The sequence below is a fragment of the Micromonospora noduli genome, from assembly GCF_003264365.1.
In the GTDB taxonomy this organism is placed as follows: Bacteria; Actinomycetota; Actinomycetes; order Mycobacteriales; family Micromonosporaceae; genus Micromonospora; species Micromonospora noduli.
This window is the reverse complement of sequence record NZ_PYAK01000004.1, coordinates 176,427-197,257: the sequence shown is the minus strand read 5'-3', so window position 1 is coordinate 197,257 and position 20,831 is coordinate 176,427. Positions and strand designations below refer to the sequence as shown.

The window sequence follows — 20,831 nt, the reverse complement described above, 5'->3', positions numbered from 1 at the left end:
TGGGTCGGTGACGGCTTAGCGGATTGTCACCGACTCCCCGACCGGGATGCGCGCGTATTCAGTGCCGCCCTTGAGGTCCAACCAGCCGTCGAAGTACTCCTGGCCGAGCTCGTTGAGCGTGGCATCGTGGATCGGGAACGCCCGCTTCGGCCGCACCGCCCGCACGAAGTCCAACGCCTCGCTGAGCTTGAGCCAGGGTGCGGCAGCCGGCACGAGCAGCGTCGCCGCCGGCGACGGCGGGACAAACAGCGAGTCGCCCGGGTGGTAGACCGTGCCGTCGACGACGAAACCGACGTTGGCGCAGCCGGGCAGACCGTCGTAGATCTCGGCGTGTTCCCCGCCCACGACGTCGACGGCGAACCCGGCCGCCGTGAACCGCTGCCCCGCGTCGACGGCGACCGCTGCGCTGCCCAGTTCGGGGGCCGACTCGATCGCTGCCGACGGTAGGTACACCCGGAACGCGGAGTTGCGCTGACTCGCCGCCACGAGCTTGGCGATGTCGAGGTGGTCGGGGTGCTCGTGCGTCACCAGCACCTCGTCGACCCCGTCGAGCGCCTCGGCCTCCGAGAACGTCCCCGGGTCGATTACCAGCACACGGTCGTCCGCCTCGAGGCGCACACAGGCGTGGCCATACTTGATCAACCGCATGCGCCCACTATGGCAGGGACGGTCGAAGGCGGGGGTCTGCTCGATCAGGCTGTGTCGGGCGGCCTGATTCGTTTGGGACATCAGCTCCAAAGGCAACCCGTCAAGCCTGCCGCCCCTGCGCCGCGAGGACCCGCGGAGTCACCACCAAGGTCCCGCAGTCCACGGCCGCGTACCCGCAGTCCGGCACTCTCGCAGCCTCGCCGCCCGCGCTGGCGGTCAGGTGACCGGAAGGGCGGCGAGCCGGTTGGCGCGGCGGCCCGCGACGGCCACGACGACGGCCAGGGCCAGGGCGATCAGGAAGAAGACGTCCGCGCCCGTGAAGGCCGCGTGGAAGCCCGCCGTCGGGTCGGTGGCGGAGCTGGCACGGGTGTACGCGATGGTGAGGATCGCGATGCCGAGTGAGCCGCCGAGTTGGTGGGCGACGTTGACGAGGCCGGACGCGGCGCCGGCGTCCTGCGGTTCGACTCCGGCGACGCCGCCCTGGGTCATCAGGATGATGGCGATGCCCTGGCCGATTCCGATCACCAGTAGGGGCAGCAGCACGTCCGGGAAGTAGCTGGAGCCGGTGGAGATGCGCGACAGCCACGCCATGCCGGCGAGCGCGAGGACGAGGGACGCCACCAGCAGGATGGGACGGCCGAGCCGGTTCTGCAGGGGCCGGATGGCGTACACCATGGCGAAGAACATGCCGGTGATGGGCACGTACGCGAAGCCGGTCTGTAGGGCGCTGAGGTGCAGCACCTCCTGGAGGTACTGGCTGAGGAAGTAGAAGGTGGAGAAGGTCGCGCCGACGATGAGGATCCGCCCGGCGTACGCGCCGGAGCGCTCCAGGCTGCGGAAGAGTCGCAGTGGGGTGATGGGTTGCGGTGCCCGGTGCTCGATCAGCACGAAGGCGGTCAGGAGGCCGGTGCCGAGGCCCAACGCGACCACGGTGGTCGGTGCGCCCCAGCCGACCGCTGCGGCCTGGATGAAGCCGTACACCAGGGCGGTCATGCCGACGGTGGAGGTCAACGCCCCGCCGAGGTCGAACGTGCCGGCACGGCGTTCGGTCTCGATCAGGAACCGTGGTGCGAGCAGCGCGATGGCGATGCCGATCGGAACGTTGACGAGCATTCCCCAGCGCCAGGAGAGCAGGTCGGTGAAGACGCCGCCGATGACGATGCCGACGCTGCCGCCGGCGCCGATGACCCCGCTGTAGAGGGCGATCACCCTGGCTCGGGCCCCCGGTTGGGGGTGGTCGGCGACCAGCAGCGCGAGCGTGGAGGGCACCGCGAGCGCGGCGGCGAGACCCTGCACGACGCGGGCGGTGATCAGCCAGCTGCCGCCCTGAGCGAGGCCGGCGGCGAGGGACGCCGCAGTGAACAGTGTGATCCCGGCGAGGAAGACGCGGCGGCGGCCGAGCAAATCACCGGCTCGTGCGCCGAGCAGGAGCAGGCCACCGAACGCCAGGACGTAGGCGTTCTGCACCCAGGAGAGCCCGGACTGGGAGAAGCCGAACTGCCGTTGCACGTGCGGCAATGCGGTCGTGATGATCGAGGTGTCCAGCGTCATCATGAGCTGCGAGCCGAGGATGAGCGCCAAGGGGATCCCGCGACGGGAAGCGGGAGTCGGAGACATGGTCCGCCTACTTTCGGACTAGACTGATAGGAGACCTCCGAATAAGTGGAGGCTTGCTATCACTCTAGTGATAGCTGGCCTCCGGTTGCTAGCGCTGGGAGACATCGGCATCGTGACGGCCCTCACCCACCTGCGCGTGGCCCGCCCGCACCGGGCAGACGCCGCCCGCAACTACGACGCGATCCTGGCGGCTGCCCGGGTCGCCTTCGCCGAGCAGGGCGCGGAAGCTCCGCTGGAGGAGATCGCCCGCCGGGCCGGGGTGGGCATCGCGACGCTCTACCGCAACTTCCCGACCCGGGAGGTGCTGATCGAGAACGTCTACGTCACCGAGGTCGAGGCGGTGTGCGCGACCGCCGGGGAGGCGGAGAGGCTCGCCCCACGCGACGGCCTGTACGCATGGCTGCGGCGCTTCGTGGAGTACATCGGGGCGAAGCAACCGCTGGCCGCCGGCCTGAACCGGGAGTCCACCGCCTACCTGGAGTGTCGGCGGGCGCTCTACGCCGCCGGTGGGCCGCTGCTGGAGCGGGCCCAGCGGGCGCGCGAGGTGCGCGCCGACGTGACCATCGACGACGTCATGCGCCTGACCAGCGCTATCGCCTCCGGGCACTTCCCCCGCGCCGACCAGCGCGATCACGTGCTCGCTGTCGCCCTGGACGGGCTGAGCGCGCAGCCGGAGTGACCTCAGGCCTGCCTGCGGGTCGATGTCCGAAGTGGAACAGCTGCGGAACGTGTTCGGGGAATCACGATGGACTCGGACCCTTGACTCTCAGGAAACATCGGGCCACCATCTGACAACGTTGTCAGAGACCCCCGCCATCTGACAACGTTGTCATGTCTGGAGGCAAGATGTCCGAGCCATCGCCGGTTTCCCGGCGTACCTTCCTCTCCGCCGGCGCGACGCTGCTGGCGTCGGTCGGGGTGACCGCGGCCCTCCCGGACGCCCTCGCGTCCGCCGCAGCGCCGGCGCCGACCGCCACCCCCACCCCCACCGACCTGGCCCGGTACCGCCCGGTCACGGTCTCCTCGACCGACTACGCGCCGACGCCGGCGGCCTTCGCCGTGGACGGCCTGCCGCAGGTCGGCGTACGGGGGAGTGGATGGCGCGCCGCCAATGGCGATCCACAGTGGATTTCGGTGGACCTCCAGGCGCTGTGCCGGATCGAGGCCGTCTCCCTGGTCTTCGAGGCCACGCTCACCGACGGGCCGTTCGATGGCAACTACACCGACACCGACGGCGACGAGATCCTCTCCAGCGCCGCGACGGCGTACCGGATCGAGGTCTCCACCGACGGCCGTGCCTGGCGGTCGGTGTACGAGACCAGCGAGGGCCAGGGCGGCGCGCAGACCATCAAGCTGCCCGAACCGGTCACCGCCCGGTGGATCCGGATGACCGCCACGAAGCGCTCGAACAGCAACCCGGTGGGCCTCAACGGCTTCCAGGTCTACGGCGTACCGCTGGCCGGCCGGCCGAAGGTCGAGGGCTGGACCAGTTGGGAGGGCGGCAACACCGGCCCGGCCCCCGAGCTGAGGGTCGCCGCCGACGGCACGGTGCCGCTGGAGTCGGGCTGGTCGTTGACGATGGACGACTTCGCCGGCACCGCCGACGGCGCCGAACTCTCCCGCGCCGGCGTCGACGTCCGGTCCTGGCTGCCGGCGACGGTGCCCGGCACCGTGCTGGGCACCCTCGTCGAGCAGGGTCACCTGCCCGACCCGGTGGCCGGTTTCAACAACATGCGCATCCCGGAGGCGCTGTCCCGGCACACCTGGTGGTACCGGCGCGCGCTGCGGCTGCCGCGCGACCTGGACACCTCGGCCGGCCGACGGATCTGGCTGGAGTTCGACGGGATCAACCACGAGGCGACCGCCTGGGTCAATGGCGTGCAGGTTGGCAACGTCAAGCACCCGTTCGCGCGGGCTGCCTTCGACATCACTGACGCCCTCGCCGGTCACCGTGGCGAGCACGTCCTCGCCGTCCGGGTCACCCCGATGCCGCACCCGGGCACGCCCGGCGACAAGGGCCCCGACGGTCGTACCTTCCTCCAGTCTGCCCACCACTACCTTGACGCGCCGACCTACCTGGCGGTGTCCGGGTGGGACTGGATGCCGGCCGTCCGCGACCGGGTCACCGGCCTCTGGGACCACGTCCGCCTGCGCAGCACCGGCGCCGTGGTCATCGGCGACCCACACGTGCAGACCACACTGCCCGACCTGCCCGGCACCGACACCGCCGAGGTCACCATCCGGGTGCCGGTCCGCAACGCGGCGACCAGCGCCACCACTGTCACCGTCCGCGCCGAGTTCGACAAGGTACGCGTCGAGTCCACAGTGACCGTCCCCGCCGGCGGGAGCACCACAGTCACCTTCACGCCGGAGCGCTTCCGCGCGCTGCGGCTGCGCAACCCGCAGCTCTGGTGGCCCAACGGCTACGGCGACCCCCACCTGTACGACCTCACGCTCACCGCCACCGTGAAGCGCTCGGTCAGCGACCGGCGTGCGCTCCGTTTCGGTGTCCGCGAGTTCGCCTACGACTGGCACCAGCCGATCGTCATCTCGCCGCCCGGCAAGCCTGCGCTGGAGTTCGTCGACGGCGCGGCGACCCAGACGGTCACGTTCGACAGGCAGCACGCCCGGCACGTGCGCATCCAGGCCGGCCAGCGCGCCACCGGGTGGGGCATCTCGATGTTCTCGCTGTCGGTGGCCGACGGCACCGGCCCGGATCTCGCACTGCGCCGCGACGCCAGCGCGTCGTCGTCGGAGAACGACGGCAACGGTCCCGGCAAGGCCGTCGACGGCGACACGGCGACCCGGTGGGCCTCGCAGGCCGAGGACAACCAGTGGATCCAGGTCGATCTCGGCGCGGCGGTCGACTTCGACCGGGTCACCATCGTGTGGGAGCAGGCGTACGCGCTGGACTACCGTGTCCAGGTCTCCGCCGACGGGGACGCCTGGAAGGACGTGACGTCGGTCAGCAACGACACCCCGTTGGGCAGCCGCGCCACCCAGGTCGAGACGTTCGCCAGCCAGACCACGCAGCACCTGCGCATCCAGACCGGCGCGCGGGTGACCTCGTGGGGCGTGTCCATGTGGGCGCTCTCGGTGCAGCGGCAGGCCGAGCCGGACCTCGACCTGGCTCTGGGACGGACCGCTACCGCGTCGTCGTCCGACAGTGACTCCAACGGCCCGGACCGGGCCGTCGACGGCAACCCCCGCACCCGCTGGTCGTCAAAGTTCGAGGACAACCAGTGGATCCAGGTCGACCTCGGCGCTCCGGTCAGCTTCGACCAGGTCACCATCGTCTGGGAGCAGGCGTACGCCCGCGACTTCGTCATCCAGGTGTCGGACGACGGGCAGCGGTGGACCGACGTGAAGTCGGTCAGCAACGCCGTCACCCAACTCAAGATCAGCGTGAACGGTGTGCCGGTGTTCGCCCGGGGCGGCAACTGGGGCTGGGACGAGCTGCTGCGTCGGGTGCTGCCCGACCGGCTGGCCGACACCGTCGAGATGCACCGCGACATGAACTTCACGATGATCCGCAACTGGCTCGGCAGCAGCAACCGCGAGGAGCTGTACCAGGCCTGCGACGAGCAGGGCATCCTGGTGTGGAACGACTTCTGGCAGGCGGGCGCGTTCCTGCCCAACCCGCCCGGCTACGTCGACATCGCCGCCGACACGATCCGGCGGTTCCGCCACCACCCGAGCATCGTCGTGTGGTGCGGCGCGAACGAGGGTGACCCGCCGCCGATCGTGGACGCCGGGCTCAAGCAGGCCGCGGCCACCGAGCACCCGGAGATCCTCTACATCCCCAACTCGGCCGGCGGCATCGTCAGCGGCCACGGTCCGTACCACTGGGTGGAGCCGGCGACGTACAACAACAGGAACACCTACGACACTGGCGCGTTCGGTTTTCACACCGAGATCGGCATGCCGGTGGTGTCGGTGGTCGAGAGCATGCGCAACCTCGTCGGTGACGCGCCGGAGTGGCCGATCGGTGAGGTGTGGAACTACCACGACTGGTCGACCATCGGTAACCAGCGTGTCGGCACGTACCAGGCGGCGATCGACGCCCGGCTCGGTGAGTCCGACTCGCTCGACGAGTTCGCCACCCGGGCGCAGTTCGTCAACTACGAGAGCCACCGCGCGATGTTCGAGGCGTGGAACGCCAACCTGTGGCAGGACGCCACCGGTCTGCTGCTGTGGATGTCGCACCCGGCGTGGCACAGCACGGTCTGGCAGACCTACGACTACGACCTCGACGTGAACGGCGCCTACTACGGCGCGCGCAAGGGGTGCGAACCGGTGCACGTCCAGGCCGACCCGGGCACCTGGCAGGTCCGGGTGGTCAACCACACCGCCGCCCCGCTCAGCGGGGTCACGGTCAGCGCCCGACGCTACGACCTGAGCGGCCGGTCGCTGGGTTCGCCCCAGCGTCAGCGGGTGGACGTGGCCCGCTCGGCCACCACGGCGGTCTTCCCGCTCGCCGCGCCGGACGGGGGCGGGCTGCACCTGGTGCGACTGGAGCTGCGGGACAGCCGGGACCGACTTCTCGCGGAGAACACCTACTGGCGCTACGACAAGGCCGAGCAGTTGCGGGCGCTCAACGACGTGCCGAGCACCCGACTGTCGACGTCGTCGAGCACGGTGCGCGTCGTGGACGGGCGCAACACCGTCACCACGACGGTCCGCAACCAGGGTCGTACGGTCGCCGCGTTGGTGCGGCTCGCCGTACGCGACCAGCGCGGTGAGCGGGTTCTGCCGGCCCGCTACGACGACAACTACTTCTGGCTCCTGCCGGGGGAGAGCCGCGAGGTGCGGATCTCCTGGCCTGCCCGGTCGGGCCTCGCCCGCCAGGTCACGGTGACCGCACAGGCGTACAACTCCTAGACGAGGGCGCTGCGAGGCTTGCTGGCTCTGCGGGCGGATGCGGTATTGAGCGGTATACCTCAGAGGTATAAATATGCCTCTGAGGTATACCGCTCTACAGCACATCGACATGCCGGGCCAGCCGACGCGCATGGCGCGCCGCTTCCCACCGTGACCCCTGCGTTGCCACCTGATGCGGGGGATTAGGTCCGTTACCGCACCTCGGCTCGGAACCGAGATTCATGCTGTACGTGTGACACGGTCCGGTTCCACGTCCGGGGCGGTACGGGTCGCGTTCGCGTTCTGGATCACGCTCGTGGGCACCACAGTGCCGACGCCGCTCTACCCGCTCTACGAGCTGGAGTTCGGGTTCTCGTCGTTGACAGTGACAGTGGTCTACGCGCTGTACGCGCTGGGAGTCGTCGTCGGGCTGCTGGTCTTCGGTCGGCTCTCCGACCAGATCGGCCGACGCCCGGTCATCCTCATCGCGCTGCTGCTCTCGGTCGCCGCCGACGCCGTGTTCCTGGCCGCCGTGGACCTGGCGATGATCATCGTGGGTCGGGTGCTCGCCGGGCTGTCCGCCGCACTGATCATCGGCACGGCGACCGCGGCGTTGGCGGAGCTGATCGACCCTCGGCACCCGAAGCGTGCCGCCACCGTATCGATCTTCGCGAACCTGGGCGGCCTGGCCACCGGCACCCTGCTGTCCGGGATCGTGTCGGACGTGGCACCCGAACCGCTCCGCCTGCCCTGGGTGATCGTGTTGATCCTGGCGCTTATCGCGATCATCGCGCTGCGCGGGGTGCCGGAGACGGTCCGGGAACGTTCGCCGGTGACAGTGCGGGTCCAGCGGTTGCACGTGCCGGCGACCATCCGCGGCGCCTTCGTCCGCTCGGCGATCACCGCTGGCGCGGGCTTCGCCGCTCTCGGTGTGCTCACGTCGGTGAGTGGGCTGTTCCTCGGCATGGTCCTGCACGAGACCTCACACACCCTGGCCGCGCTGGTGGTCTTCGTGGCGTTCGCCGGCGCGGCGTTCGGTCAGCTGCTGACCCGCGTGCTGTCCTCGCGCGCCGCGCTGGCCAGCGCCTGCGCCGGCCTGGTCGTGGGGGCGGGCCTGCTCGCATTCAGCATGTGGATGGCGTTGCTGGCGACGCTGCTCATCAGCGCGGCGATCATCGGTGTCGCGTCCGGGGTGGCGGTCGGCGACGGCATCGCGACGATCACGATGAAGACCGAACCGAAGCACCGGGCCGAGGCGGTGTCGACGTTCTTCGCCATCCTGTTCGCGATGCTCGGTGTGCCCGCGGTCGGGGTCGGTCTGCTGATCCAGACGATCGGTCTGCGCCCGGCCGGCGAGATCTTCAGCGCGGTGGTGGCGGTGCTCGCGCTGGTCGTCCTGCTCAGCCTGGTTCGGGGCGGCCGGACGCGGCCCGCGAGCTGATCGCCGGTCGGGCCTGTTCAGGGCGCCCGGGGTGCCTGACGAGCCATTTACGGAGGTCTTGCGGCGGTCATCGTATACAACATACGCTCCCGGAATCGCCCACTTGAGGAGCTCTCCATGACGAACCTCTCCGTCCGCGAAACGAGCCTGCCCCGCCGCCGGGTGCTCCGGGTCGCGGTGGCGGCGGCCGCCGTCGTCTGCACTGTCGTCGCCTGCTCACCGGTGTCGAACAACGAAGGCGGCGACCCGTCCGGCGGCGACCAGTCGGCAGGCCAGGATTCCTTCGGTACGCCCGCCGACCCCGCCGCCGTGAAGCAGGGCGGCAAGCTGGTCATCGCCCTCTCCGCCGAGCCCGACGCGCTGGACCCGACGCTGTCGAGAAGCCTCTACTCCCGCTACGTCTTCCAGGCAATGTGCCAGAAGCTCTACGACGTCAACGAACAGGCGCAGGTCGTACCGCAGCTCGCGACGGCGCTGCCCACCACGAGCGGCGACGGCCGGACGGTGACCATTCCACTGCGACCCGGGGTGCGCTTCGCGGACGGCACGGCGTTCGACTCGGCCGCGGTGAAGGCCACACTGCAACGCCACCTCACCAACGCGCGGTCGGCGCGCAAGAGCGAACTCGGCCCCATCGACGGCGTCGACACCCCGGACGCGCAGACAGTCGTCCTGCGGCTGAAGCAGCCGTTCGCACCGCTGCTCGGGGCCCTCGCCGACCGGGCCGGCATGATCATGAGTGCGCAGGCGCTGCGGACCCTGGGCGACGAATTCGCCTCGGCGCCGGTCTGCGTCGGCCCCTTCAAGTTCGCGAAGCGGGTGCCGCAGAACTCCGTCGAGGTGGTGCGGGACCCGAACTACTACGACGCGAGCAAGGTGCACCTGGACGCCATCTCATGGCGGATCCTCACCGACGCCAGCATCCGCGCCGCCAACCTGCGCTCCGGCGACGCGCAGGTCGCCGACTCGGTATCCACCCAGGACGTCGCCTCGCTCCGGCAGGACACGGCGGTCTCCGTCCTCCAGTCGCAGTCCCTCGGCTACCAGGGTCTGACCATCAACGTCGGCAACGTCGACGGCGTCGGCACCACCCCCAAGCCCATCAACCGCCCCCTCGCCCAGAACGCCAAGGTGCGGCAGGCCTTCGAGCACGCCATCGACCGCAAGGCCCTGGTCGACGCGGTCTTCAACGGTCTGCACGCCGCCGCCTGCTCCCCGATCTCGCCCGCGAGCACGTTCTCGTCCCCCGAGGCGCAGACCTGCCCGGCGCACGACCCCGCCAAAGCCAAGCAGTTGCTGGCCGAGGCCGGCGTGCAGACGCCGTACACGGTGACGATGCTCGCCTCGAACACCCCCGACACGCTGCGTCTCGCCCAGGCGTTGCAGTCCATGGTCAAGGACGGCGGCTTCGACCTGAAGATCAACCCGGTGGAGTACTCGTCGCTCCTCGACGAGCAGGACCGCGGCAACTTCGAGCTGCTGCAACTGGGGTGGAGCGGCCGGATCGACCCGGACGCCAACATCACGAACTTCGTCGGCACCGGCGCCAGCCAGAACGTCGCCGGCTACAGCAACCCGCAGCTCGACACAGTGCTGACCCAGGCCCGACAGGCCGGCGACGTGGAGGAGCGCAGGAAGCTGTACGGGCAGGCGGTCACACTGCTCCAGCAGGACGACGCCCTGATCTACCTCTACCGGCAGCGCAACCTGACCGCCGTCAGCAAGCAGATCCAGGGCCTTCAGGTCTACCCGGACGGCGTGATCCGGGCGGCCTTCGCCGGCTTCGGCAAGTAGTCCGCCGTGGCCCGGTATCTGCTCACCCGCGCCTGGCAGTCGGCGCTGACCCTGCTGTTGTCGACGATCGTGGTCTTCGTCGGCGTACGGGCGCTCCCCGGCGACCCGGCCCTCGCCCTGGCCGGGGAGGACCGGTCGCCGGAGGCCCTGGAGGCCATCCGCCGGCACTACGGGCTGGACCAGCCGCTGCCCGTGCAGTTCGCCCAGTACGTGGAGCGCATGGCACAGGGCGACTTCGGGGTGTCGATCCGCACCGGTACGCCGGTCTCGTCGATGCTCACGACCGCTCTGCCGGTGACCGTCGAGCTGTCCGTCCTGGCGATCCTCATCGCGGCGGCGCTCGGCGTCGGCGCCGGGGTGCTCGCGGCGGTCCGTCGTGGACGTCCGGCGGAGTGGCTCGCCAACGGCCTGGCCCTGATCGGCCTGTCGGTGCCGCACTTCTGGCTGGGGCTGCTGGCGATCCTCTACCTGTCCGTGGCGACCGGGCTCTTCCCCGCCTCCGGCTTCGTGCCGATTCTGGAGGACCCCGTGGACAACCTGCACCACATCGTCCTGCCGGCCGTGATCCTCGGCACCGGCCTGGCCGCCATCATCATGCGGCAGACCCGGTCGGCGATGTTGGACTCGCTCTCCTCCGACTACGTCCGCACGGCGAAGGCGAAGGGGCTGCGCCCGCGCGCCGTCATCACCCGGCACGCCCTGCGGAACAGCCTCATCGTGGTGGTGACCGTCGTGGGTCTCCAACTCGGCGGGCTGATCTCGGGCGCGGTCGTCACCGAACAGATCTTCGGGCTGCCGGGCTTCGGCAAGATGACCATCGACGCGGTGTTCCAACGGGACTACCCGGTGATCCAGGCCGTCGTCCTGCTCACCGCCGCCGCCTACATCGTGATCAACTTCTTCGTGGACCTGCTCTACTCGGTCATCGATCCACGCATCCGGGTGACGGGAGATCCGGCATGACCGTCCTCACCGTACCGATGGCGGAGACCGGCGCCGCCAGCATCACCAGGCGTACCCGGGTGCTGCGGCGGCTGCGGCGCAACCCGCTCGCCGTGGTGAGCTTCGTCGTGCTCGCGCTGGCAGGTGTCATCGCGCTGCTCTCGCCCTGGCTCGCGCCCTACTCGGTCGACCAGACCGACTTCGCCCGTACGTTCGCACCTCCCGGCACCGCCGGGCACCTGTTGGGCACCGACGACCTCGGCCGGGACGTCCTCTCCCGCATCATGCTCGGCGCGAGAGCGTCGTTGCAGGTGGGGCTCCTGGCGGTGGCCACATCACTGGTCATCGGGGTGCCGCTCGGGCTCGCCGCCGGCTACTTCCGGGCCTGGGACGCGGTGATCTCGCGCTTCACCGACCTGCTGCTGGCGTTTCCGTTTCTGATCATGGCAGTGGGGTTGGCGGCCATCCGGGGCGCCAGCCTCGGCAACGCCGCGGTGGCCATCGGCATCGCCCAGATCCCCGGGGTGATCCGGGTCGTCCGCTCGGACACCCTGCGCCTCAAGTCGCTGGACTTCGTCGCGGCGGCCGTCGTGGACGGCGCGAGCGACCTGTGGGTGCTGGCCCGGCACATCCTGCCGAACGCGACCTCGGTGATCCTGGTGCAGGCCACTGTCGCCATCCCGGCCGCGATCCTCGGCGAGGCGGTGCTGTCCTTCCTCGGCCTCGGCATCCAGCCACCCGCGCCCAGTCTCGGCACCATGCTGGCCACCGCCCAGCAGTTCGCCGCCCGCGCACCGTGGGCCGCCGTCTTCCCCGGCGTGGTGATCATGGGTCTGGCGCTGGCGTTCAACGTCTTCGGTGACGCCCTGCGCGACGCCCTCGACCCGAAGGGAGACCGGCGATGACCACCGCCTCCGCGCCCGTGCTGGAGATCCGTGACCTGTCGGTGTCGTTCCCGACCGAGACCGGCACCGTCTCGGCGGTCGACGGGGTCAGCCTGGACCTCGCAGCCGGGGAGATCGTCGGAATGGTGGGCGAGTCGGGGTGCGGTAAGAGCGTCACCGCGATGAGCATCGCCGGACTGCTCCCGGGCAGCGCCCGGGTCACCGGGTCGGTGCGCCTGGACGGCACCCAGCTGGTCGGGGCCCGCGAGTCGGCCCTGCGTCGGGTCCGTGGCCGGGAGATCGCCTACATCTTCCAGGAGCCGATGACGTCGTTGAACCCGGTGCTCACTGTCGGTCGGCAGATCGGAGAGGTGCTCCAGGTCCACGAACGGATGTCCCGACGGGCGGCGCGGGCCCGCGCCGTCGAGCTGTTGACGCTCGTCGGGATCCCGTCCGCCGCCCAGCGGGTCGACAACTATCCGCACCAACTCTCCGGCGGCATGCGCCAGCGCGTGATGATCGCGATGGCTGTCGCCTGCGGCCCGAAGGTGCTGGTGGCCGACGAGCCGACCACCGCGCTGGACGTCACCGTCCAGGCCGGCATCCTCCAGGTGCTGCGGGACCTGCGCGACCGGCTCGGCACGAGCGTCCTCATCATCACCCACGACCTCGGCGTGATCGCCGACATCGCGGACCGCGTCGTCGTCATGTACGCGGGCCGGGTGGTGGAACGGGCGCCGGTGGACGACCTGTTCGCCCACCCACGGCACCGGTACACGGCCGGGCTCCTGTCGGCGTCACCGCAGCCGGGCCGGCACGCCGGGACCGACCGGTTGACCGAGATCCCCGGGCTGGTGCCCGTCCTGGCCAGCCAACCCGACGCCTGCACCTTCGCGGATCGCTGCCCGGCCGCCGACGAGCAGTGCCGGGCGGCCGCCCCGCCGTTGGAGGATGTCGGTGGCACCGACCATGTCGCGGCCTGTTGGCACCCCTGCCTCACAGCACCGACGGCAGCTCAGGAGGCGAACCGATGACGCCGCAGCCGAACGCCCTGGAGATCGCGGACCTGGTGATGCACTTCGGCCCGGTGCGTGCCGTGGACGGGGTGTCCCTGACCATCCCCCGGGGCCGGGTCACGGCCCTGGTGGGGGAGAGCGGTTCCGGCAAGTCCACAGTGGGCCGATGCGTGGTGCGGCTCGTCGAACCGACGGCGGGAACTGTCCGGATCGCGGGCACGGACGTCACCCACCTGTCCCGACGGCGACTGCGTCCCCATCGCGGCGCGGTGTCGATCGTCTTCCAGGACCCGGCCGCGTCACTGGACCCGCGCATGCTGGTGGGCGAGATCGTGGCCGAGCCGTTGCGGCTGGCCGGCAAGCGGATCTCCCGGCGCGAGCGGGACGCCCGCGTCGCCCCCCAACTCGAACGGGTGGGCCTGCGCGCCGAGGTGGCCCGTCGCTACCCCCACGAGCTTTCCGGCGGGCAACGCCAACGGGTCAGCATCGCGCGGGCCCTGATCTCCGAGCCCATGCTGCTCATCGCTGACGAACCCACCAGCGCGCTCGACGTGTCAGTGCAGGCGTCGGTGCTCAACCTCCTCGCCGACCTGCAACGCGACATCGGGTTCGCCTGCCTCTTCATCACCCACGACCTCTCCGCTGTCGAGTACCTGGCCGACGACATCGCGGTCATGTACCTGGGTCAACTCGTCGAGACCGGCAGCCGCGAGCGGATCTTCGCCCGGCCGGCACACCCGTACACGCAGGCGCTGCTCTCCGCCGCGCCGGTGGCCGACCCGGTGCGTCAGCGCCACCGCCAGCCGGTGCTGCTCGGCGACGACCTGCCGTCCGCGCTCGACCCGCCGTCCGGTTGCCGGTTCCGGACCCGGTGCCCGCTCGCCTTCGACCGGTGCGCGACGGAGGTGCCGGCGCAGACCGCCATCGGCGACGGCATGGCCGCGTGCCACCTGGTCCGGCCGGACGGCACCGGTCCCGACGTTCGTACCGCAGATCCCAGTGAGGTGTTGTCATGACGTTCACCACCCGACCCACGTTGCAGGGCACCTTCGGCATGGTGTCCTCCACCCACTGGCTCGCCAGCCAGTCGGCGATGGGCATCCTGGAACGCGGGGGCAACGCCTTCGACGCCGCGGTCACCGCCGGTTTCGTCCTGCACGTCGTCGAGCCGCACCTGAACGGGCCGGGCGGCGAGGTGCCGGCCATCGTGGCCACCGCGCAGGACCCCCGACCGAAGGTGCTGTGCGGGCAGGGGCCGGCGCCGGCCGGCGCCACCATCGCGCACTTCCGGTCCCTCGGGATGGACCTCATCCCGGGTGCCGGGCCGCTCGCGGCGGCCGTACCCGGCGCGGTGGACGCCTGGCTCCTGCTGCTGCGCGAGCACGGCACGCTCACGCTCGCCGAGGTGCTGGAGCCGGCGATCGGCTACGCCGGCGCCGGGCACCCGCTGGTGGGCCGGGTCGGTGACACAGTGGCGGCCGTCCGGTCGTTGTTCGAGGAACACTGGCCCACCTCCGCCGCGCTCTGGCTGCGCGGCGGCCGGCCACCGGCCGCGGGGGAGTTGGTCACCAACCCGGCGTACGCGGACACCCTGCGCCGGCTCGTCGAGGCGGGACGGGCGGCCGGCGTCGACCGGGAGGCCCAGATCGAGGCTGCGCGCCGGGCCTGGAGCACGGGTTTCGTCGCCGAGGCGATCGACGCGTTCAGCCGGCGACCGTTCCAGGACTCCAGTGGCCGCCCGCACGCCGGGCTGGTCACCGGCGACGACCTGGCCGCGTACTCGGCGAGCTGGGAGCCGCCCGCCACCCTCGACTGGCACGGCTACTCGGTCGCGAAGACCGGTTTCTGGGGCCAGGGCCCGGTGCTGCTGGAGTCGCTGGCCACACTGGACGCGCTCGACGACCCGGGCGCGTACGACCCGGCGACCGCGGCGGGTGTGCACGCCCAGGTCGAGGCGCTCAAGCTCGCCTTCGCCGACCGGGAGGCCTGGTACGGCGACGGGGCCGACGTGCCCGCCAAGGCGCTGCTCTCACCGCAGTACGCACGGGAGCGGGCCGCCCTGATCGGCGACCGCGCGTCGGCGGAGTTGCGGCCGGGGCGCCCGGACGGGGCGCAGCCGCGCCTGCCCGCCCACGTCCGACCCGGCGCCACCCGGCGTGCCGATCCGACAGACCCGACGACGGGGGAGCCGACCGTGCAGGCGGACGGGGTGACCCGGGGCGACACCTGTCACGTGGACGTGGTCGACCGCTGGGGCAACATGATCTCCGCGACGCCCAGCGGCGGTTGGTTGCAGAGTTCCCCGACGATTCCGGAGCTGGGCTTTCCGCTGGGCAGCAGGTTGCAGATGTTCTGGCTGGAGGAGGGGCTCGCCTCGTCGCTGGCGCCGGGCCGCCGCCCGCGTACGACGTTGAGCCCGACGATGGTGCACCGCGACGGCGAGCCGGTGCTGGCCTGCGGCACCCCCGGTGGCGACCAGCAGGACCAGTGGCAGTTGCCATTTCTGCTGCGGCACCTCGTCGGTGGGCAGAGCCTTCAGGAGGCCATCGACGCGCCGGCGTGGCACACGGTCAGCCTGCCGGGGTCGTTCTATCCCCGCGACATGGAGCCCGGTGTCCTGGTGGTGGAGGACCGGTTCGACGAGGGCGTGCTCGCGGCCCTGCGGGCGTACGGGCACGAGGTGCGGGTCACCGACGGGTGGAGCCTCGGTCGGCTCTGCGCGGTGACCCGTGACCCGGCGACGGGAGTGCTGGCGGCCGGCGCCAACCCTCGGGGGATGCAGGGCTACGCGTGCGGCCGGTAGCCGATGCCGCAGCCGCGTGCCCGTCAGCGGGCGCCGTAGCCGCCTTCGGCGTTCTCGTACGCCGCGGCGGATGCCGCGTCGAGATGGTCGAGCGCGGCCCGCTCGGCGCGGTCGCCGTCGCCTGACTCGATGGCGTCGACGAGTTGGATGTGCTCGGCCCACGAGTGTGGCGCGCGTTCGGCCGCCCCGAGCCGGAAGACCCACTGGACATGGAGGTAGAGCGACTTGGCGATCGACGACAGCCAGGGGTTTCCGCTGATCTGGAGGATGCGCAGGTGCAGCGTGCTGTTCAGTTCGGCGACCCGGGCCAGGTCGTGGCGCTGCGTCGCCTCGCGGCCCTGGTCGAGAAGAGCGCGCAGGGACGCCACGTCGGCTGCGGTGGCCCGCTCGGCGGCCAGCCGGGCGGCCAGCGTCTCCAGGCGCTGGCGCACGGCGAACATGTCGGTGATGGTCCCGCTGCTCGGTGAGGCGACGACCGCTCCCCGGCGGGGGAGGATCACGACGAACCCCTCGGCCTCGGCGACGCGCAGTGCCTCCCGGACGGGGTTGCGGGAGACGCCGAAGTCCTCGGCGAGCCGGTCCTCGGTCAGCCGTTCCCCGGGCAGGTAGTCGCCGTCGATGATGGCGGTCCGCAGCGCGGCGAGGACCTGATCGCGTAGCGGCAGGTGTTGCGCGCCGAGTTTGTCCCGTAGGTCTTCAGCCACCTGGTCGCCTCTCCGTGAACGTGTCCGAACAAAGTGTATACGAAGAACAATTACTGGAAGGTGGCCGACAGTGTCGAGCACAGCGCCCCGCGTCACCCACCCCCGCGTCGCTCCGCGCCGAGACGAGCGCCTGCTGCGGCGACGGCAGGCGCTCGTTGTCGTCCTCACCTTCCTCACCGGCAGCGCCGACGCTCTCGGCTTTCTCGCTCTCGGCGGCGCCTTCGCCAGCGTGATGACCGGCAACATGGTCCTGCTCGGGCTCTCGGCCGGCCGGGGCGAGGCCGACCTGGCTCTGACGTCGGGCTGCGCCATCGTCAGCTTCATCGTCGGTGTCCTCGCGGGCGCCCGCGTCGTCGGCTCGGCACAGCCCGACGATCCGGTCTGGCCCCGGCGGGTCACCTGGGCGCTGGTCCTGGAGCTGTCGGTGTTCGTGGTGTTCGCCGTCGTCTGGGAGGTCACCCTGCACACCCCCGACGCGGGTGTCCACCTGGCGCTGCTGATGCTGTCCGCTGTCGCGCTGGGCGTGCAGAGCAGTGCGATCCAACGCTTCGGCGTGTCCGGCCTGTCCTCCACCTACCTGACCGGCACCCTCACCAGCCTGATCGCCGGGGTCGCCGCGCGCAGCCCGTGGTCCAGCCTGCGCCCCAAGGCTCAGGTGCTGCTGGCCCTCATGGTCGGCGCGGCGGTCGGCGCGCTGGTCGCCCTGCACCTGCCGGTCGTCGCCCCGGCCCTGCTGATCGTGCCGCTGCTGCTCGTCATCGCCGTGTCCGCGCGGATGCGGGTCTGAGCGTCAGACGCCGCGAGCGAACAGGGCCAGACGTACCCGGTTGGGGCTGTCGGTCTTGGTCATCAGGCTGGTGATGTGGGTCTTGACCGTGGTGACACCGATGTGGAGCTGGTCGGCGATCTCGGTGTTGGACAGGCCCTCGGCGACCAGGTTGAGCACGTCCCGTTCCCGGGCGGTCAGGCCCGGCAGGGCCGGTGGTGACCCGGGGCGGGCGTGCACCGCGCGTTGCACGAGGCGGCGCAGCACCTCGGGGCTGAACGGGCTGTCGCCGACGGCGGCCCGGCGGATGCCGTCCAGCAGCTCGGTCGGGGGCGCGTCCTTGAGCAGGAACCCACACGCCCCGGCGGTCAGCGCTGGGTAGAGGTGGTCGTCGTCGCCGAACGTGGTCAGCACCAGGACGCGGGTGGCGGGGCGTTCGGCGAGGATCCGGCTGGTCGCGGTGATCCCGTCGACACCGGGCATCCGCAGGTCCATGACGACGACGTCGGGGAGGAGCCGCCCGGCCAGCGGGATCGCCTCGCGGCCGCTGTCGGCCTCCCCGACGACCTCGATGTCGGGCTGGGCGTCGCAGAGCATGCGCAGCCCGGCCCGGATGAGGTGCTGGTCGTCGACCAGCAGCACCCGGATCACGCCGGCTCCGGCGCGGGCGACCCGGCCGGGGCCTCCCGTTCGCGGGGCACCGACCCGACCGGTGCGTCGGCGGACGCGGTGACCGCCGGAAGGACGGTGCGCACCCGCCACCCGGTGTCGGTCGGGCCCGCCTCCAGCCGGCCGCCGAGGACCTCGACACGCTCGCGCATCCCGGTGATGCCGTGCCCGCCACCGGCCGGCACGCCCGTCGGCATCCCGCCGCGCCCGTTGTCGGTGACCTCCCAGTGCACGGCGCCGTCCCGGACAGCGACCACGAGGTGCGCGAGCGCGGAGGTTCCCGCGTGTTTGGCCACGTTGATCAGCGCCTCCTGGGTCAGTCGCAGCACCGCCATGCCGCGCACCGCGTCGAGCGAACCGATCGCCGGGTCGAGATCGGCCTCCACCGTGACACCCGCCTGCCGGGCCCGGTCGATCGACGCGCCGATCGCCGCCGGCAGCGCGGACGGTTCGATCGCGGTCAGCGCCGCGTCGCCGCGTACCCCGTCGGGGTCGCGCAGCACCGCGACCAGCCGGCGCAGCTCCGCGAGGGCCGCGGTGCCGGTGCCGTGCACGTCGTCGAAGACCTCGCCCACCCGGGGGTCCAGGTCGGTGAGCACGTGCCGGGCCACGCCGACCCGCAGGACCATCGACGCCACGTGGTGCGCGACGACGTCGTGCAGCTCGCGGGCGATGGCGCTGCGTTCGTCGGCGCGCGCCGCACGACTCTCCGACGCGTGCTGGCGTTGCTCGGCCACCGCCCGCTCCACGGCCTGCCGACTCAGCTCCCGGTTGGTCCGGATGACGAGGCCGAGCAGCACCGGCACACCGACCTCCAGGGCCAGTCCGACGACGCCGGAGACGACCCTGCCGGCTGGGTCGCCCACCGAGTCGGTCAGGTCGACCACGACCAGCAGCGCGGTGGACAGCCAGATGGTCCGGGGGCGACGCGCCCGCATGGTGATCTCGAGCAGGGCCCAACTCGCGCCGACCTGGTTGATGGTGAAGTCGTCGACCAGGCTGATCGCGACCGTCAGCAGGGCGGCCTGCGCCACCAGGTTGACCACCGGCCGACGGTGCGCCGCCAGCGCCACTGTGAACGCGAGGACCGCGAGGATCCACTGTGTCGTCGTGGGCGTGCTGGTGGAGTGCGGAACGAAGAGCAGGTAGCACAGCCCGCTGAGATCGAGCAGCACCATCCGCACGAGCGTGTCCCGCATGTCGAACAGTCGCCCCGGCCAGCTCACGGTGGTCAGCCTAGGTGCTGCGGGCCGGTGGCGACGGCCGTCGGCCGCCGCCACCGGGTCCGGACCGCGAGGTACGCGGCCAGGCCGAGCGGTCCGAGCAGGATGGTCAGCAGCAGCACCGGAGCCATCACCAGCGCCGGCACCCCCCGATCGCGGCTGTCCAACCACGCCCACCGTCCGACGAACAGATCGAACGCGATCATGTGGGCCCAACCCGCCGCGGCCCCGTCGGAGGTGCCGAGCAGGTCGCGTACCCCGGCCAGGGTCGGCGACGCCACGGCCGGCAGCACGTCGCCGAACGCCGGGAGCACCAGCAGCGCGTAGATCACCACGACCGGCAGCACGATCAGCGGTGAGGCGATGATCCGGGCGGTCCACGACCAGCGCGGCAGCAGGATCATCAGCGCCCAGAACGGCGCGGCCACCGCGAACGTCAGGGAGAACAGGGTCCCGGTCATGCGGCCAGCGCCAGTTCCGGGCGACGGCGGCGGGCCAGCACCAGGCCGGTGGCGGTCGCCGTCGCGACCACCAGGGCCGCGACCGCGGCGAGTGTGACGGCGTCCGGCCGCAGCAGCGGCTGTTCGCGCAGGGCCTGCCAGGTCAACAGCACGGTGAGTACGCCGTACGCGACGCCCGCGACGACCAGCAGGCGGGCGCGGGTGCGTTCGTCCAACCGCGTCGCGAACCGGCTCAGCAGGATCGCCAGGATCGGCAACGCCTGGAGGGCGTGCAGCCCCACGAAGTGCCCGATCCGCAGGTCACCGCCTGTGGTGCTCCAGCCGACCAGCGGCAACCCCGGCCCACCGTCGGGCACGCCGACGCTGTGCGCACCACTGACCCCCTCGATCCCCGGATCCTGCATCGGTAGCGCCATCGGCACCGCCGCGAGCATGCCCAGCAGGGACAGGCCGAGCCCCCACCCGACGGCGGTCGCGGCGACCCGATCGGGGATCCGCTGGATCAGGACCACGATCCCGATGACGAGGTGCGCGAAGAACAGCACCATGATCGCCGCGCCCATCGTCGCGAACAGCGCGGTGTTCAGGGGGGTGGTGTCGTTGAAGTGACTGGTCTGCCCGCGAATCACCTGACCGACGATCAACGCGTTCTCGACGACCGCCACCGCGACGATGACGACGACCGCCCTCTCGACGGCCCGGCTGCGTCGCGGCAGGAGGGAGAGCATCCAGGCGAGCGTCGCGCCGTAGAGCACGAACGACACCGCGAACTTGAACGGCTTCAGCCAGATCGGCGCGCCGGTGAGGACGCGCGGGTCGACGAGGATGCCGACCACGGCGACGACGGCCAGCACCGCCATCACAGATACCAGGAACATCAGCGGGCGGTTCCAACGCGCCGCCCGGCGCACAACGGTAGTCATGCCTGTAGATGTTCGTGGCCGCGCCCGCCGATCGCGTCCGACCCCGAGCCCCGGTTGCGGCCGGTGGTCGGAGCGCGCCT

The 20,831-nt window shown here is 71.3% G+C and carries 17 protein-coding genes; 10 read left to right on the top strand and 7 right to left on the bottom strand.

From position 1 onward, the window contains the following. Positions 1-15: 15 nt before the first annotated feature. Positions 16-648: an MBL fold metallo-hydrolase gene (locus tag GUI43_RS05145; RefSeq protein WP_112698134.1), complete on the bottom strand. Its 633-nt coding sequence runs from the start codon at positions 646-648 to the stop codon at positions 16-18. A gap of 216 nt (positions 649-864) precedes the next feature. Next, positions 865-2,265, bottom strand: a complete 1,401-nt coding sequence (locus tag GUI43_RS05140) for an MFS transporter (RefSeq protein WP_112698133.1) — start codon at positions 2,263-2,265, stop codon at positions 865-867. Positions 2,266-2,377: 112 nt separating this feature from the next. On the opposite strand from GUI43_RS05140, the gene GUI43_RS05135 reads away from it, so the two are divergent. From GUI43_RS05135 to GUI43_RS05095, 9 genes are all read left to right on the top strand, one after another. Continuing rightward, entirely contained in the window at positions 2,378-2,944 is a 567-nt protein-coding gene (locus GUI43_RS05135) for a TetR/AcrR family transcriptional regulator (protein ID WP_249037652.1), read from the top strand. Positions 2,945-3,111: 167 nt separating this feature from the next. Then, complete coding sequence (locus tag GUI43_RS05130) at positions 3,112-7,146, top strand: discoidin domain-containing protein (RefSeq protein ID WP_112698132.1); 4,035 nt, start codon at positions 3,112-3,114, stop codon at positions 7,144-7,146. A gap of 232 nt (positions 7,147-7,378) precedes the next feature. Continuing rightward, on the top strand, positions 7,379-8,566 hold the full coding sequence (locus tag GUI43_RS05125) for an MFS transporter (protein WP_211326641.1): 1,188 nt from the start codon (positions 7,379-7,381) through the stop codon (positions 8,564-8,566). 117 nt (positions 8,567-8,683) lie between these two features. Continuing rightward, positions 8,684-10,360 carry an ABC transporter substrate-binding protein gene (locus GUI43_RS05120; protein ID WP_112698130.1) on the top strand — a complete coding sequence of 559 codons (1,677 nt, stop codon included), beginning with the start codon at positions 8,684-8,686 and terminating at the stop codon, positions 10,358-10,360. Between the two features lie 6 nt (positions 10,361-10,366). Continuing rightward, entirely contained in the window at positions 10,367-11,323 is a 957-nt protein-coding gene (locus GUI43_RS05115; RefSeq protein ID WP_091399352.1) for an ABC transporter permease, read from the top strand. Beyond that, on the top strand, positions 11,320-12,207 hold the full coding sequence (locus GUI43_RS05110; protein WP_112698129.1) for an ABC transporter permease: 888 nt from the start codon (positions 11,320-11,322) through the stop codon (positions 12,205-12,207). The genes GUI43_RS05115 and GUI43_RS05110 overlap by 4 nt, the downstream gene beginning before the upstream one ends. Next, complete coding sequence (locus GUI43_RS05105) at positions 12,204-13,220, top strand: ABC transporter ATP-binding protein (RefSeq protein ID WP_112602902.1); 1,017 nt, start codon at positions 12,204-12,206, stop codon at positions 13,218-13,220. The genes GUI43_RS05110 and GUI43_RS05105 overlap by 4 nt, the downstream gene beginning before the upstream one ends. Beyond that, positions 13,217-14,218, top strand: a complete 1,002-nt coding sequence (locus tag GUI43_RS05100) for an ABC transporter ATP-binding protein (RefSeq protein ID WP_112589347.1) — start codon at positions 13,217-13,219, stop codon at positions 14,216-14,218. The genes GUI43_RS05105 and GUI43_RS05100 overlap by 4 nt, the downstream gene beginning before the upstream one ends. Further along, entirely contained in the window at positions 14,215-16,005 is a 1,791-nt protein-coding gene (locus GUI43_RS05095) for a gamma-glutamyltransferase family protein (protein ID WP_112698128.1), read from the top strand. Before GUI43_RS05100 ends, GUI43_RS05095 begins: the two co-directional genes overlap by 4 nt. Before the next feature lie 23 nt (positions 16,006-16,028). Here GUI43_RS05095 and GUI43_RS33430 read toward each other — a convergent pair whose 3' ends face one another. Beyond that, entirely contained in the window at positions 16,029-16,709 is a 681-nt protein-coding gene (locus GUI43_RS33430) for a GntR family transcriptional regulator (protein ID WP_167457549.1), read from the bottom strand. Between the two features lie 70 nt (positions 16,710-16,779). On the opposite strand from GUI43_RS33430, the gene GUI43_RS05080 reads away from it, so the two are divergent. Beyond that, on the top strand, positions 16,780-17,496 hold the full coding sequence (locus GUI43_RS05080; protein ID WP_170158676.1) for a YoaK family protein: 717 nt from the start codon (positions 16,780-16,782) through the stop codon (positions 17,494-17,496). 3 nt (positions 17,497-17,499) lie between these two features. Here the strand turns inward: GUI43_RS05080 and GUI43_RS05075 are convergent, their stop codons facing one another. The 4 genes from GUI43_RS05075 to GUI43_RS05060 are packed head-to-tail and all read right to left on the bottom strand — an operon-like array spanning position 17,500 to position 20,751. Next, the gene (locus GUI43_RS05075) at positions 17,500-18,126 is read right to left on the bottom strand and encodes a response regulator transcription factor (protein ID WP_112605650.1); all 627 of its coding nucleotides are present in this window, start codon (positions 18,124-18,126) and stop codon (positions 17,500-17,502) included. Beyond that, on the bottom strand, positions 18,123-19,370 hold the full coding sequence (locus GUI43_RS05070) for a sensor histidine kinase (RefSeq protein WP_112698185.1): 1,248 nt from the start codon (positions 19,368-19,370) through the stop codon (positions 18,123-18,125). The genes GUI43_RS05075 and GUI43_RS05070 overlap by 4 nt, the downstream gene beginning before the upstream one ends. Positions 19,371-19,375: 5 nt before the next feature. Further along, the gene (locus GUI43_RS05065) at positions 19,376-19,828 is read right to left on the bottom strand and encodes an ABA4-like family protein (RefSeq protein WP_112605644.1); all 453 of its coding nucleotides are present in this window, start codon (positions 19,826-19,828) and stop codon (positions 19,376-19,378) included. Continuing rightward, a complete protein-coding gene (locus GUI43_RS05060) occupies positions 19,825-20,751 on the bottom strand; it encodes a hypothetical protein (RefSeq protein WP_112698126.1) in 927 nt (308 codons plus the stop codon). The genes GUI43_RS05065 and GUI43_RS05060 overlap by 4 nt, the downstream gene beginning before the upstream one ends. Positions 20,752-20,831: the final 80 nt, after the last annotated feature.